Here is a 15,044-nt window from a genome sequence, read left to right as displayed (position 1 = left end):
AGTTAAACATACACTGTAGGGTGTTGAAATTGGCAGACAAGCCCTCCTGTCTCGAGGGTGGAGATCACTGGATAAACTACATATAGAGCTTGTGTGTAGCTAACTTCTCCGTGGAGGTTCGAGTCCTTCCCCTACAGCTTTTTTTGGGTTTATGTTGTTTATTTATTAAAGGGGTTGCTTATGTAACCTCTTTTTATTTTGTCCAATCTTGATTATTTTTAGCAACTTTATTTATTTTCGGATAAGCGGTTACCGTTTAATTTTTTTCCGAAAATAGTATGTTGATTTAATTTAATTCATTCATTTTACCCAAAGCGAAAAGTATGGAAAACTATCCATGGTATAATGCCTACCCAAACGGTGTCCCAAAAGAAATCAATCCCGATCAGTATTTATCTATTTTAGAGCTATTTGAAGAATGTGTAGAAAAATTCGGTGATGCACCTGCCTTCATCAATATGGGGGCAGGTCTTACCTACAGGCAACTGGATGTGGAGAGTAAAAAATTTGCCGCCTACCTGCAAAATGTGGCAGGACTGGAAAAAGGTGACAGGGTAGCTATTCAAATGCCTAATCTTTTGCAGTTTCCGGTGGCCCTGTTTGGGGTTTTAAGGGCCGGAATGGTAGTGGTGAATACCAATCCGCTTTATACATCGAGGGAAATGGCCCACCAGTTTAATGATTCCGGGGCCAAAGCGGTGGTAATATTGACCAATTTTGGCCACAATCTTGAAAAAATATTAAAATATACCCAGATAAAACTGATCATTACCACCGAACTGGGCGATTTGCTGGGTGGGGTCAAAGGGCATTTGGTGAACTTTGTGGTCAAAAGAATAAAGAAAATGGTGCCGGCATTTAATCTGCCCGAGGCTATACCTTTCAAGCAGGCGCTGAGGGAGGGTAAAAGACAGGTATATCACCGTCCGGAAACAGATGCTGAAGACCTTGCTTTTTTGCAGTATACGGGAGGTACAACCGGTGTTTCAAAAGGGGCTATGCTGACCCACAGAAACATGGTCAGCAATATGGAGCAAAATTGTGCATGGATGGGCGTAGACCTGGATGATGGAAAAGAGGTGGTCATTACAGCACTTCCGTTGTATCATATTTTTGCCTTAACTGTCAATTGCCTTACTATGATGAAAAAAGGTGCCAAAAATGTCCTGATCACCAATCCAAGGGATATGCCTGCATTCATTAAGGAGTTGAAAAGATATCCTTTTTCAGTCATAACCGGTGTAAACACTTTGTTTAACGGCCTGCTGAATCAACCGGCTTTTCAGCAGGTGGATTTTGGCAAACTGAAAGTGGCTGTTGGCGGGGGCATGGCTGTGCAGGATGCTGTGGCACAGGAATGGAAAAGGATAACCGGCAGACCGCTGGTCGAAGGATATGGATTGACAGAGACTTCTCCTGTCCTCTCTTGCAATCCCCTGGATGGTTCAGAGAGACTGGGTACTATAGGGTTACCCTTTCCAAGTACAGAGCTTAAGCTGGTGGATGAAAATAATCAGGTGGTACCAGTAGGTGGAGTAGGGGAAATTTGTGCCCGTGGCCCGCAGGTTATGAAGGGGTATTGGCAAAAACCTGAGGAAACGTCCAATGTATTTATGGTAGATTGGCTGAAAACCGGGGATATGGGCACAGTGGATGAAGATGGCTTTTTCAGAATCGTAGACAGGAAAAAAGAGATGATTAATGTTTCAGGGTTTAATGTCTATCCCAACGAAATAGAAAATGTTATCGCCCTGATGGATGGGGTGCTGGAGGTAGGTGTGATTGGTGTTCCGGATGACAAATCTTCTGAGGTAGTAAAAGCCTTTATTGTCAAGAAAAACCCGTCTGTCACTGAAGATGAAATAAAGGAATTCTGTAAGGAAAATTTGACTGCCTACAAGGTGCCTAAATTCATTGAGTTCAGGGATGAACTGCCGAAATCAAACATTGGCAAGATTATGCGGAGGCTGCTTAAAGAGGGGGAGCCGGCGGAAGAGTAGGGGTGTTGGTGGGTTTTGTGGGATAGATAGTTATTATGGTGGGGTGTGGAAGGGGTTTTGAATTGACAATTGACAATGGAAGATGGGGGGGGGTAGGTTTGTGGCTGATAATTGGGGTTTTTCTATTTACTTCTTTACGGAATTTGACCTTTGATTTCCTTTTTTATGTAGTCTTTTGCTTTTTCGAGGTCCTCAGGGGTATCGATACCGAGGCTTTCGAGGTGTGTTTCGGCAACTTTGATGGTAAAGCCATTTTCGAGCCACCGCAATTGCTCCAGGGATTCTGCTTTCTCTAGTAAAGACACTGATAAGCCGGCGATTTGGAGCAATATGTCGGTTCGGTAACCGTAGATGCCCAGGTGTTTATAAAACGGGTGTTCGCCCAGCCAGTCCTCCTGTTTTTTTCCTCTTAAGAATGGAATCGTAGAGCGGCTAAAATAAATGGCTTCGTTTAGGGTGTTTTTTACCACTTTTACTACATTGGGATCAAACAAGGTATCTGCGCTCTCGATGGGTTTAATCAGGGTGGCGATTTGGGTTTGTCTGTCGAGTAAGTCTGCCAGCGTATCTATCGATTCAGGGGAAACAAAAGGTTCATCTCCCTGAATGTTGATCACATAATCAAATTTTTCTTCCAGTTTCCGGACCACTTCTACACAACGGTCGGTGCCGCTGCGGTGTTCGGTACTTGTTAACATGACGTTTCCCCCGAAGCCTGTTACGTGGTCATAGATTTCGCGGTGGTCCGTGGCTACCATGAGTTTCCGAATAACCTGGGTTTTTGCAGCCTGTTTATAAACCCGTTCAATCACTGATTTTCCGCCAAGATTGGCCAGGGCTTTGGCAGGAAACCGGCTGGAAGCATACCTTGCGGGGATAATTCCTAAAATTTTCATCGCAATTTCAGGCTTTTTTTACCTTTAGGGAAGTACCTTCGTCACCGATCACTATGACCTCTTCATCTTTATTGATAAAGCTTCCCCTTGTATAGGCATCGTATAACTCATTGTCAATCATTATTTTACCACTTGGTCTTAACACGGTATAAGCAATTCCTTTTTTATTGAGCATGGATGTTTCGCTGACATTAGCCGTATAACCCTCACTACTCTGCTGCGTATCTACCAGTGCAATTTTTTTAAAAAACTTTGTTTGTGTGAATTTTACCCCTCCCATAAACATTAACATAAAACCTCCCAGCAGTCCCACCAAAGCCACCGTTGCGGCCAGAAAAATATCTTTTATTTCTACAAATGAGAAATCAAAATTTTCATTGTTGAGCATGACCAGAATCAGTGATCCAATAGTACAGATGAGACCCATCACGCCAGCAACGCCAAAACCGGGAATCACAAATACCTCTAACGCAAGCAGCGCAACACCCACAAAAAAAACAGCTATTTCCCAGTTTTCAGCGAGACCATTCAGATAATAAGGCGTAAAATACAAAATCATGGCAGTGACAGAAGCCAGGATTGGAAATCCGACACCCGGTGTTTGCAGTTCGAAATAGATGCCTCCAATGATGATCAGGATCAGTAATCCGCTGATCACAGGATTCAGGAAAAAGGCAATTATTCTTTCTGCCGCATTCAATTCATGCCTTTCCAGCCTGTAATTTTCAATATTGTTTCTTGTCAGAATTTCTTCAATGCTACTCACCTGCGCTTCACAGTACCCATATTCGATAGCTTCTGAAGTAGAGAAAGTGATCACCTCTCCGGCTTTTGAGATCCCTTCCACTTCCAGATCCTCATCAACCATGGCTTCGGCAATCCGGGGATCCCGGCCATTGGCTTCGGCTGTGGATCTCATAATCGATCTCATATAGGACTGGTATTTATCAGGCGCAGCCTGTCCGTCCTGGAAGACTACCGTAGCAGCTCCGATGCTGGCACCCTTGGCCATGTAAATACTGTCACAGGCAATTGATATCAGGGCTCCGGCCGAAGCGGCGTCTTTATTGATAAAAACAAATACCGGTTTCTCAAATTCCAGAATTTGTGTTCTTATATCGTCGGCATCTGTCAAAACCCCACCGTAGGTATCCATCTCTATTATCAGGTAGCTGGCACCGATCTCCCTCGCCTTTTCCAATCCCAGCCGTACATAACGATTAGATCTTGGATCGATATCGGATTTAATCTCCATCACGAAAACCAATGTTTCATCTTCGTTCGTTGATGTTTGGCTGGAAACCGGGCTGGGGACCATCAGCCATCCTGTAAACAACATGCTGACAGTGATAATCCCGGAATATACTTGATTTTTTATGAAGTTGTTCATTCTTTGATTTTATTCAGGGAATAAAATTAATGAATTTATAAATATAAATGATTGGGATGAATATATTGGCTTTTATACAGAGTAATGTTCTAAAAGGCCTTTTGTATTGAGTAATCATTCTTTGAACGTTAATTTTGTCTTTATTTTCAATGAACCATCCATTTGCCGGAATAATTAATAAATTTTCAGGATCAATTGTCAATAATTTAATTATTTTGTGCAATAAAAATCTTTTGCTTGCAATACATGGCCCTAATTAACGTAAATTTTAATACATACTTAAATTTATTGCCAAAGGTGAAGTCCGTTATTATTGTTTTTACACTGATATCATTAGCATTCTATGGAGAGGCCACTGCTTTTACATCCGTAAGCGCAGATTCAATAGGCCTGGAGACCAACAAGGATGGTAAAACGTATATCCTGCATAAAGTAGCCCCCGGTGAAACGTTGTATTCGCTGTCCCGAAGGTACAAAGCCCCGGTATCCGGAATACTAAAATCCAACCCGGGAGCTGAATCAGGCATCAAGGTTGAACAAATTTTGAGAATACCTTATGAAAAAAAGCCTGAACTGGCAAAAGGCGCGGTAAGTCATGTGGTGAAGCCCAGCGAAACCCTGTATTCTATCTCCAGAAAGTATAATGTGAAGCTTTCCGATATAAAAAAGTGGAATAATCTTGAAGGCACGGCCTTAAACATAGGCCAAACCCTGGTTCTTTATCCCAAAGGTGGTGGAAAAGACAAAAATACGGTTGCCAACACCCCGGCAACGCCAAAGGCCGGTGAGGGGGATTTTGTGCACACCGTAGCCTCTGCAGAAACCTTATATTCCATCTCAAGAAAATACAACGTAGCCATGGCAGATATCAAGAGATGGAACAATTTAGATGATGTTAGTTTGAATATTGGTCAGAAATTAATTATAAAACCTTTAAAACAGCCTGTTGCCCGCAAAGATAAACCAGTTGAAAAGCGTAAGAAGGAAGTCGCCGAAGTTTCCGGCAAACCAACCGGAAGTCAGACCAAGGATTCAGGCTACAAAGCGTATAAAACCTCTATGGAGGAAATAAAACGAGTTAATACCAGCAACCCACAATCCCGGAAAAGCAGTAATACCGGCGGCTTTAATAAAGTAGTTGAGCTTGGCTTTGCAGAGGTGATCAAGACAGAAAAAGAGTCTAAAAAATGGCTGGCCCTCCACCGAACCGCCCCCATAGGCACCATAGTGAGGGTGAAAAATGAGATGAACAACCTCTGGGTATTTGTCAGGGTGGTGGGTGTGCTGCCCGAAACAAGTGTCAATGACAAGGTTTTGATTAAAATATCCCAAACTGCCTACGATAAGCTCGGGGCCATTAACGATAGATTTCCAGTTGAAATATCGTACGTCCCCTAGCGCTTTCAATGCTCATCTCAAAGACTTTCTCGAGGAGAAAGTTAGCCAGTTTAACAGACCGGCGTTTATTGCGGATGATCCGGTATGCATTCCTCATCTGTTCTCCTTAAAGCAGGACCGCGAAATCGCAGGGTTTTTGGCTGCAACGCTTGCCTGGGGGCAGCGAAAAACGATCATTAATAAGAGCAAGGAGCTTTTGAAGTATATGGATAATGCGCCATATGACTTTGTTCTTAATCATCAGGAAAAAGATCTTTCAAAGCTCTTGAGTTTTAAACACCGTACTTTTAAGGATATCGACACCTTATATTTTATTGCGTTTTTCAAACACTTTTATCGAAACAACCAAACGCTCGAAAATGCCTTTATCAGGGGTATGGAAAAAGACGGTGAAAATCTTGAGGTGGGACTGATTAACTTTCACAGGTTGTTTTTCAGTTTACCTGATTTTCCGCAAAGGACCAAAAAACACGTCGCCACGCCCGAAAGGAATTCTGCCTGCAAGCGAATCAACATGTTTCTGCGTTGGATGGTGAGAAAAGACAATAATGGTGTAGACTTCGGCCTATGGAAAAAAATAAAACCGGCCCAACTCATCTGTCCCTGTGATCTCCACGTAGACAAGGTGGCCAGAAAACTGGGACTGATTACCCGGAAGCAAACCGATTGGAAGACAGCGCTGGAGCTGACCGAAAACCTTAAAAAGCTAGACCCCCGGGATCCTGTTAAATATGATTTTGCCTTGTTTGGGTTGGGAATTCTGGATAAATTCTAAACCACTTTGGACTTTTGCGGATCGTTAGTCCACGCTGCGGGATTTTCCCTCCAGCCTTTAAGTAGTTCAACCTCCTTTTCGGAAATGATGCCCTGCTGTAAAGCTTCATCAATTAACGTATTATAATCACTTAAACAAACCAATGGAATGTTGGCCTCCCCGAAGTTTTGCCGGGCAGTGTCAAAGCCATAGGTAAATATTGCAACCATACCTAAAATTTTGAATTCGGCTTCCTTTAATGCCTGGGCCGCTTTAAGTGAACTACCCCCTGTTGAGACGAGGTCTTCGATCAGTACAACCTGCTGGTTTTTTGTGACTTTGCCTTCAATCATATTTTCCATCCCATGCCCTTTGGGTTTCGATCGCACATATAAAAATGGCAACCCTAATTGTTCAGCCACCAGTGCTCCTTGCGGTATTCCGGCGGTAGCGACACCTGCTATGGCTTCTACTTCCGGATAATTGAGTTTTATCTGCTCAGCCAACAGGTTTTTTATATAAGATCTTACCTCGGGGAAGGACAGTGACAGCCGGTTATCACAATATATAGGTGAATTCCATCCGGAGCTCCATACAAAAGGTTTTTGAAGGCTCAACTGAATAGCACCGATGTTCAACAGCATTTTTGCTATTTGATGTGATTGATCCTGATTTTCTATGATTTTTATCATGGTGCAAATTTACAATAATATTTACTTGAGACATAAATTTATGTTTGTAACACAATCAGATATTTTTTTCATTTGTACATTGTTTTGATATACCGTTTATATGAAAATATTTATCAATGATATTCCGGTTAATATCGTGCCCAAAAAGAGCCTGAAGGAATGGGATAAATATCACACCATTAAAAAGGGGGACAATAAAATGATCTCCCATCTGGACTTAACCGGTGATATACTTTTTGTAGATTTGGCAGGGAATGAATTAAAGGTATTTCTGGTTTTAATGCAGGATAAAAAATTTAAAAAAGCCACATCTATCACCTTTGCGGTAAACGACTACCGTGAGGCAAAAAAACTGGTGAAAGATCAGTTTACCATTGTGAAGGCAGCAGGTGGATTAGTCTTGAAAGGGGACCGGTTTTTACTGATAAACCGGCTGAAAAAATGGGATTTACCAAAGGGAAAATCGGATAAGGGCGAAAAAATGAAAGAAACCGCGGTGAGAGAAGTTGAGGAAGAGTGTTCGATCAAGGTAAATTTGATAAAAAAGATTGGGGTGACCTGGCATACTTATACGCAAAACGATAAACGTATTCTAAAGCGAAACAAATGGTTTCTAATGGAGTGCCTGGATGACCGGGATATGAAGCCTCAGGTTGCGGAAAATATCGAGGAGGTTGGCTGGTTTGATCAGGAAACACTTGCAAAGCTTCTAAAAACCTCCTATCCTTCCATCGTTGAGGTTTTCAGACGCTACAGCACCAAATTTGCCCATAAACTAAAATTACCATAACACCTACCTCTTCTCCATCCCCCCAATGCCTTCCACCCCACCCATCCTACACCCAATCACCTTCCCCATTAAAGCATTAAATTCACACCCACACCCACACCCACACTCTTCTTTACAACTTGAAGGGAACAAAAGGTGAAATATCAGCCCCATATTTATGAATTTCACGGATAATGCTGGAATTAACGGCGGCGTATTTTGGCGAAGTAATGAGGAAAACGGTTTCAATTTCCCGGTTTAAGTTTCTGTTCACCTGCGAAATGCTGTTTTCATATTCAAAGTCTGTGGTGTTACGCAGGCCTCTGAGTATATAGTTGGCACCATGTTTTTTGGCCAGATTGGCCGTGAGTTCGTTATAAATGACCACTTTAATGTTAGGGTATTTGACAAAATTATCATTGATCAATTGCGCCATTTTTTCTACTTCAAAATGTCTGACCTTTTTAGTATTATGACCAATACCGATAATAATTTCGTCAAAAATCTTTAAGCCTCTCAACACAATGTCTTCATGGCCTTTGGTAAAAGGGTCGAATGATCCTGGGAATATGGCTTTTTTCAGCATTTATTCACAAAGGAATGTATTGTAGAGATCGAAATACTGATGATCATCGGCTTCGTCAAACATGTAATTATAGTTCAAAAAATCAGGTTTGGTGCCAAAAGAAACATGTCTGAAATGCTTATACAGTTCTTTAAACAGTGCTGAGTCCTTCGTAATGCTTCCCCACACGATGACTTTGGAGCGGTTTTGGTCCATGTCATAAAGCTGGAAGGCATTGGCTACGTATCTGAAATACTCCATGGTCGTATTATAGGCAAACTTGTTGTAAAGCTCCAACTGGCGATTTCTGGTGATAATAATACTTACATGGCTTCGGTCTGTAAATATATACATCGACCGGTTTTCACTATGATCATCATAATTCAGAACACCTTCGATCAGCGCATTTCCCTGATGAATTACATGAACAGTGCTGTTGGGGTAAAGGGAAAACAGCCAATCGGTGAATTTCTTGCTGGCGGAGAACACCGCAACAGCCTCTGTCTTTATGTGCTTATAATAGTGGATTTTTTCCTCATCGACATTTATTTCACAGCTTAGCTTCAGATAAGCTGCCAGATTATCTTTATCAAACAAACTTTCCGGAACCAAAGTGAATTTTACGTTTTTGATAGAGAACTTGACCGAATTCCAAAATCCGGCGTGTAGCACATGATGATTTTCAAACAATTGCGACAACGTAGCGATTAGTGCATCGATAGATTGGCTGTCATTTAAAATATAATCCTCCAGTAACAGACAATTGTTGGTCTTGCTGTCGCTGATGCATAACTGAAAGTCGTTTTCAGCAAGCTGAATGGACAAATTATAGCGATCAAGACTTTCTATATCAAACTTGTCATCTTTGATTTTCTTTACCTGCCGATAGTTTGCGGTTGTATTTTCCAAAATATTTTTTATTCCCCCCAGTTTCCGGACGTTGTAATTTCTGTTCTTGATCCAAACCTGAGAGGTCTTCTGTTTTTTATTTCGCTTTCTTCTTTCCTGGTTTTATCAATAGGATCGACATCACGGACTTCAATCACATCTACTGTTACGCCGGATTTGGTGATCTTATCAGCAAAAATCTCAAATTTTTTATTGCTTTCCGGTATCAAAGGAAGATCTTCAATGACCAGATTTGGATATTTTATTCTGGAAAACAAAGAGTCCCTGACATTAACAGCATCCAGGGTGTCGACATGTACCACCAGGGAATCTGCTCCATAGTCTAAAGGAATAATCTCTTCCCGTCTTTCAACTACATAAATCTTGCCATTATTTATAAAAGATATCAACTTGTCCCAATCACTTGTATATTGCCCATGTACCGCCTGGTATGCTATTTGTGCCTCTCTGATCATTTTTAATTTTTCAACTACCCTCGCTTCGACTTCGGCAATGCGCCGTTTACTTTCGATGTCGCTGTAGATTAAATTAACCAAATAGGCGGCTAACCCGATGGCAATAACTAAAAAGACATAGGTTAAAATCTTCGTAAGGTTCATATTTTTTTTCTTTTTGATGCAAGTATTTGTAGGTTACGAGGTATCTCAATTAATTCAACCGCTATATTATGGAAATATTTTTAATAATTAAAATAACCATTCATTTTTAAAAGCCCGGAAATTGAATGGCAATGACTGAATAAATTATGAAGCTCATTTTCCTTCATAGCCGCTATTTCGGTGAAGGAAAAAAATTTAATTACTTCCAGAATTTGATGATTTTCGTCAAATTCCGGATCACTGCCGAGTCTCAATTGACCACCGGTTCTTTCTACTAAAAAAAACAATTCAATGGCATGAAACGGTGGCTTTACAAATTCATTTACAAACCGCAACTCCGATACCCGGATTTGCAACCCGGTCTCTTCCAGAAATTCCCGTTTGAGATTTTCTTTTAACGAAGACCCGTATTCAACACCTCCTCCCGGCGGGATCCACAAATGCCCATCGCCAAGCCCCCGGTGCTTTATCAGTAAAATTTTTTCTTCCTCTATTAATAAGCCGCATACTCTTACCCTTAGTTTATTACCATATTGACGTCCAATTGAGTTTTCCATACAACGATTACAGTATTCTAATAATCAATCATTTATAAACATGACACCCTATACCTCCCCTCAAATCACACAACCCGTCTTGCGCCAGCGTCTCGTACCTGTTGCACAACATTTTCTACAAAATTCTTTGTGTCTTAGTGTCTCCGTGGTGAAAAATGGCTAACCACAAAGGTACCAAGACACAAAGTCTGGACTTGCTCATTTCATTTGCTGTATGCATAATGATCATTTTAACAAAAAGTCACGCAAAAATGTCATAAAAATCGACTTTTGAATAAAAAAATTCAAATTTATGTTCTAACTTGTAGTCAGTCAATGGCCGGGAAAGATTTCCGGTGGCCTTGCGTATAATTTTTTGCAGGCGTTAATTTTTTAAATTTTATGATCGAAAATTTCATGTGGATGCCCTATCCATATGTAAGATACACTTTCTGCCTTGTTTCGGGTATATTGATGTCTGGCTATGTAGGCGCACCTGCTGTTTTTGAGATACTGTTTGTTGTTTCGACGGCAGCTTTTACCATCACGTTTTTGTTCAGGCGGTGCCTGCCAGTCGCTTTTTGCCACAACTGTTTTGGGTTCCTGGGTATGCTGATAATTTTCGGCCTGGGTGCAATAAGATTTGAGCAAAATGATCACAGAAATAATCCCGGTCACCTTACCAGGTTAAAGGACGCTATTAGCCATTACACGGCTACAGTGACAGGTGATGCCGTTAATCTTAAACACTATTCAAAAGTCCGGGTTTCTGTAAACACCGTCAAAACTCAAAAAGGTTGGCAAAATTCAACAGCCAAAGCCCTTCTTTATCTAAAACAAGATACGCCGGTATTTGCGGTTGAGTATGGAGACAGGTTATTGCTTAAGGGAAGTCCCGGTATGATTAAAGGCTCATCCAACCCCGGAGCCTTTGATTACCAAAACTATATGGCCCTGCAAAATGTCTTTCATCAACATTTCGTCAGCAGTGATAAAGTAGTCAAATACGACCGGGGAAAACCTAATTTCATACTTTACAAAGCAATTCAGGTAAAAAAAGGCGCTAAAAGCATTATTGACGATGCCGTGCGGAATCAACGGGAAAAGTCAATTGTGATGTCATTGTTGATTGGTGAAAGGGCCACGTTGGATACTGAAGTGAAAAAAATCTATAGTGAGGTGGGTGCCATGCATGTTCTGGCAGTTTCAGGCCTCCATGTTGGGATCGTTTACCTGTTGTTGTCCATTGTCTTGGGCTTTTTAAAAAAAGACAAAAAGCTCAAATGGCTTTTCCTGGTTATTTGCCTGATGGCACTTTGGTTTTATGCGATGCTGACCGGGTTGTCCACTTCAGTGTTGCGGGCAGTGGTGATGTTTACATTGATATTACTAGGTGACACCCTCGGCCGGAAGTCCAATATATATAATAACATAGCGCTGGCTGCCTTTCTGTTGTTGCTGTTCGACCCGAACTATTTGTTTCAGGTGGGGTTTCAATTGTCGTTTGCCGCTGTGACCGGGATAGTCTACCTGCAACCTAAAATTGCAGCGTGGTTTCGATTCAAAAATATGATATTAGACAAAATCTGGCAGCTAACAGCAGTTTCCCTGGCAGCACAACTGGCTACTTTTCCCATTTCACTTTATTACTTTCACCAATTCCCCACATATTTCTGGTTAACCAACCTCCTGGTGATACCGTCAGCTACAGTGACTGTTATTTTAGGAATTATTGTGTTATTCCTGGGATCACTGGACATGGCGGCTGCTTTCTTTTCGGGCTTATTAGAAAAAGTGGTCTTCTTCACGAATGAAGGCCTGGCGTTAATACACACCATGCCATTGAGTAGCATTCGTGATCTTTATTTTACCACCAAGGACATGCTTTTGATTTATGCGGTGATAATAGTCCTGATAAGATTTCTTTGCACCTTTAAAATCCACTACCTCGGTTTAAGCCTGTTTTTACTTGGCCTGTTTTCATCAGAAAATGTACTTCATTATTTGCGTACACTTCGGCAACGTCAAATTGTTTTTTATGATATCAATAAAATATGTGCTATTGATTTCATCGATGGTCGTGCGCACCACCTTTTGCTGATGGCAAACCATCAGGTGCCCCTTCCGGATTTGCACGCGTCTGTAGTCAATCACCGGCTGGTCCTTGGTTTGAACAGCAGGGATCTCGCCAGTCCAAAGGTAGTATACAATGACTTTCAGTCCTCTGATAACAAGGGTTTTGAGTTTTTTTACTGGAAAGGCCTTGTTTTTCTCCTGCTTAATAAAACAATGAGTTTCTATCAGGATTCCCTGAAGAAAATTAACATAGATTATCTTGTGATTAATAATCAGGCGATTCGGGATTTTGACCAAATTGCAAAAAATTTTGAGTTTAAGCGATTAATTATAACCAACCTTAACCCTTCCGGGTACGCATCGGAACTGTATAATTATTGTTTGCAGAATCAAATAAGCGTTCACTCGGTGGTTCGTAACGGGGCTTTGGTAGAGAACATCGGACAAAAGAATAATTTAGATTAAAGAATTATTATTTTAATATTTTTATGGAACAGGTTGACTTTTATGACAAAAACATTGCCGTATAATGGACAAAGCGCAGCAAATATTAAAGAAATACTGGGGGCATGAGGCCTTCAGACCGCTGCAGGAAGATATTATAAACGCGGTGGTGTCGGGCAGAGATACGTTGGCTCTCCTGCCTACCGGTGGTGGGAAATCAATCTGCTTTCAGGTGCCGGCCATGATGCAGGAAGGATTGTGCATTGTGATATCACCATTGATCGCCCTGATGCGCGATCAGGTGGATAATCTTAAAAAAAGGGGCATCCCGGCTGAGGCCATTTATGCTGGCATGAGCAGCAGGGAAGTTGACCTTACCCTGGATAACTGTGTTTATGGCCCTGTGAAGTTCCTGTATGTTTCGCCGGAACGTCTGAAAACCACCATTTTTAAAGAAAGGTTAAAAAAGATGAATTTGTGCCTGCTGGCGGTGGACGAAGCACATTGCATCTCCCAATGGGGCTACGACTTTCGACCTGCCTACCTGGAGATCGCCCTGATAAAAGAGATGATACCTGATGTCAATATTTTAGCACTTACAGCCTCGGCCACCTTAAGGGTTCAGGAGGATATTATTGAGAAACTTGCCTTAAAAAATGCGGTTGTTTTCAAAAAAAGCTTCGCCAGGGAAAACCTGTCATATTCGGTTTTTAATGTGGAAGACAAAGATAGAAAACTGTTGGAAATCTTAAACGGCGTAAACGGAAGTTCGATCGTTTATGTCATGAGCCGGAAAAGTGCCAGGGTGGTGGCTGAGTTTCTAAACAGCAGGCATATCCGGGCTGAATATTATCATGCCGGGCTTAGTGCCGGTCAGCGGGCGTTAAGACAAGACCGATGGATTAAAAACCAATTCCGGGTGATGGTGGCCACCAATGCATTTGGAATGGGAATAGATAAACCCGATGTGCGTCTGGTGGTTCACTATGAATTGCCTGCAAACATCGAGGCTTATTACCAGGAAGCCGGCAGGGCGGGCAGGGACGGAAAAAGGGCCTACGCAGTGATCGTTTATCATGTTTATGATGTTTCGGTCTTGCGTAAGCGGTTTGAGCAATCCACACCCTCCGTTGATTATTTACGCGAGGTATATCAGGGATTGGCCAATAACTTTAAGCTGGCTATCGGAAGCGGCCTGATGGCCACCTATGATTTTGATCCGGGGCATTTTTCATCTACCTATAATTTTGACCCATTAAAAGCTTACTATGCCATTAAAAAGCTGGAAAATGAAGGATTAATCCAGCTAAATGAAGGGTTCTACAACCCGTCCAAACTATTTTTCTCCATCGACAAACAGCACCTTTATGAATTTCAGGTGGCGAATGCTAAATTTGACCCGGTCATTAAGTCCCTGTTGAGAATGTATGGAGGAGAATTGTTTTCAAATTTTTGTGTGATCCATGAGAAAAAACTGGCTGATTTCCTTGGCATGAACATGCAGGAAATCAAAGAGCAATTGCAGGCTTTGCACAGTCAGGAGGTACTGGTTTATCAGCCTCTTAAGGATGAACCGCAGATTACGTTTATGACACCCCGTCTGAATCCGGATAATTTGCCCCTGGACACACTTCGACTGGCGGAAAAAAGACAACTCGATCAAGAGAAAATCGAGGCGATGATTCACTATGTAGATCTTCCTCACCGATGCCGTTCGCAATACATCCAAAACTATTTCGGTGAAGACTTCGGAGACGATTGCGGAATTTGCGATTTGTGCCTCAGACGTAAGCGATCGGGGTCGGATAATGAAAAAATTCCGGAAGTCAGGGAGTCGATAAGGCAATTACTAAAAAAGAATTCCTTATCCATCGGCCACATTGTGGAGAAATTACCTGATTATCGGGAAAAAACCATCGTTGATGCCATCAGATATATGTTGGATAATAACGAGTTAAAAACCCTGGATTCGGGTGAATTGGGTTTTTAACAGTGAGGAAATTATTTTTTAAATTT

At 41.7% G+C, this 15,044-nt stretch carries 13 protein-coding genes; 6 read left to right on the top strand and 7 right to left on the bottom strand.

Translation table 11 applies throughout. The features are described from left to right. Positions 1-323: 323 nt before the first annotated feature. Entirely contained in the window at positions 324-2,000 is a 1,677-nt protein-coding gene (locus AC04NP_RS23045) for an AMP-binding protein (RefSeq protein WP_482862320.1), read from the top strand. Between the two features lie 134 nt (positions 2,001-2,134). Here the strand turns inward: AC04NP_RS23045 and kdsB are convergent, their stop codons facing one another. Then, positions 2,135-2,896 (bottom strand): 3-deoxy-manno-octulosonate cytidylyltransferase, encoded by a 762-nt coding sequence (gene kdsB, locus AC04NP_RS23040; RefSeq protein ID WP_482862319.1) that lies wholly within the window; start codon positions 2,894-2,896, stop codon positions 2,135-2,137. 7 nt (positions 2,897-2,903) lie between these two features. Beyond that, complete coding sequence (locus AC04NP_RS23035; RefSeq protein ID WP_482862318.1) at positions 2,904-4,286, bottom strand: NfeD family protein; 1,383 nt, start codon at positions 4,284-4,286, stop codon at positions 2,904-2,906. A 297-nt stretch (positions 4,287-4,583) separates the two neighbouring features. On the opposite strand from AC04NP_RS23035, the gene AC04NP_RS23030 reads away from it, so the two are divergent. Together AC04NP_RS23030 and AC04NP_RS23025 are read left to right on the top strand one after the other, a co-directional pair. Beyond that, positions 4,584-5,684, top strand: a complete 1,101-nt coding sequence (locus AC04NP_RS23030; RefSeq protein ID WP_482862317.1) for a LysM peptidoglycan-binding domain-containing protein — start codon at positions 4,584-4,586, stop codon at positions 5,682-5,684. Further along, a complete protein-coding gene (locus tag AC04NP_RS23025) occupies positions 5,662-6,459 on the top strand; it encodes a TIGR02757 family protein (protein WP_482862315.1) in 798 nt (265 codons plus the stop codon). The genes AC04NP_RS23030 and AC04NP_RS23025 overlap by 23 nt, the downstream gene beginning before the upstream one ends. On the opposite strand, the gene pyrE is transcribed toward AC04NP_RS23025, so the two are convergent. Continuing rightward, positions 6,456-7,130 (bottom strand): orotate phosphoribosyltransferase, encoded by a 675-nt coding sequence (gene pyrE / locus AC04NP_RS23020; protein WP_482862314.1) that lies wholly within the window; start codon positions 7,128-7,130, stop codon positions 6,456-6,458. The two genes, AC04NP_RS23025 and pyrE, sit on opposite strands and share 4 nt — an antisense overlap. A gap of 100 nt (positions 7,131-7,230) precedes the next feature. On the opposite strand from pyrE, the gene AC04NP_RS23015 reads away from it, so the two are divergent. Next, positions 7,231-7,920, top strand: a complete 690-nt coding sequence (locus AC04NP_RS23015; RefSeq protein ID WP_482862313.1) for an NUDIX hydrolase — start codon at positions 7,231-7,233, stop codon at positions 7,918-7,920. A 112-nt stretch (positions 7,921-8,032) separates the two neighbouring features. Here AC04NP_RS23015 and coaD read toward each other — a convergent pair whose 3' ends face one another. The 4 genes from coaD to AC04NP_RS22995 all read right to left on the bottom strand — a co-directional run bounded on the left by coaD (position 8,033) and on the right by AC04NP_RS22995 (position 10,529). Next, entirely contained in the window at positions 8,033-8,485 is a 453-nt protein-coding gene (gene coaD, locus AC04NP_RS23010; protein ID WP_482862312.1) for a pantetheine-phosphate adenylyltransferase, read from the bottom strand. Continuing rightward, entirely contained in the window at positions 8,486-9,373 is an 888-nt protein-coding gene (locus AC04NP_RS23005) for a DUF3822 family protein (RefSeq protein ID WP_482862311.1), read from the bottom strand. It lies immediately after the preceding gene. A gap of 8 nt (positions 9,374-9,381) precedes the next feature. Beyond that, positions 9,382-9,972 (bottom strand): hypothetical protein, encoded by a 591-nt coding sequence (locus tag AC04NP_RS23000; protein ID WP_482862310.1) that lies wholly within the window; start codon positions 9,970-9,972, stop codon positions 9,382-9,384. Positions 9,973-10,052: 80 nt separating this feature from the next. After that, positions 10,053-10,529: an NUDIX domain-containing protein gene (locus tag AC04NP_RS22995; protein WP_482862309.1), complete on the bottom strand. Its 477-nt coding sequence runs from the start codon at positions 10,527-10,529 to the stop codon at positions 10,053-10,055. 381 nt (positions 10,530-10,910) lie between these two features. Between AC04NP_RS22995 and AC04NP_RS22990 the strand changes: the two genes are divergently transcribed. Continuing rightward, entirely contained in the window at positions 10,911-13,049 is a 2,139-nt protein-coding gene (locus tag AC04NP_RS22990; protein WP_482862308.1) for a ComEC/Rec2 family competence protein, read from the top strand. 64 nt (positions 13,050-13,113) lie between these two features. After that, a complete protein-coding gene (locus AC04NP_RS22985) occupies positions 13,114-15,018 on the top strand; it encodes a RecQ family ATP-dependent DNA helicase (protein WP_482862307.1) in 1,905 nt (634 codons plus the stop codon). Positions 15,019-15,044 lie beyond the last annotated feature (26 nt).

The sequence above is a fragment of the Agaribacillus sp. DX54 genome, from assembly GCF_056858335.1.
This window is presented reverse-complemented; position numbering and strand designations above follow the sequence as displayed.

Coding starts and splice junctions, on each gene's coding strand:
- AC04NP_RS23045 (WP_482862320.1), top strand. CDS start 324: ATGGAAAACTATCCATGGTATAATGCCTACCCAAACGGTGTCCCAAAA.
- kdsB (WP_482862319.1), bottom strand. CDS start 2,896: ATGAAAATTTTAGGAATTATCCCCGCAAGGTATGCTTCCAGCCGGTTT.
- AC04NP_RS23035 (WP_482862318.1), bottom strand. CDS start 4,286: ATGAACAACTTCATAAAAAATCAAGTATATTCCGGGATTATCACTGTC.
- pyrE (WP_482862314.1), bottom strand. CDS start 7,130: ATGATAAAAATCATAGAAAATCAGGATCAATCACATCAAATAGCAAAA.
- AC04NP_RS23015 (WP_482862313.1), top strand. CDS start 7,231: ATGAAAATATTTATCAATGATATTCCGGTTAATATCGTGCCCAAAAAG.
- coaD (WP_482862312.1), bottom strand. CDS start 8,485: ATGCTGAAAAAAGCCATATTCCCAGGATCATTCGACCCTTTTACCAAA.
- AC04NP_RS23000 (WP_482862310.1), bottom strand. CDS start 9,972: ATGAACCTTACGAAGATTTTAACCTATGTCTTTTTAGTTATTGCCATC.
- AC04NP_RS22995 (WP_482862309.1), bottom strand. CDS start 10,529: ATGGAAAACTCAATTGGACGTCAATATGGTAATAAACTAAGGGTAAGA.
- AC04NP_RS22990 (WP_482862308.1), top strand. CDS start 10,911: ATGATCGAAAATTTCATGTGGATGCCCTATCCATATGTAAGATACACT.
- AC04NP_RS22985 (WP_482862307.1), top strand. CDS start 13,114: ATGGACAAAGCGCAGCAAATATTAAAGAAATACTGGGGGCATGAGGCC.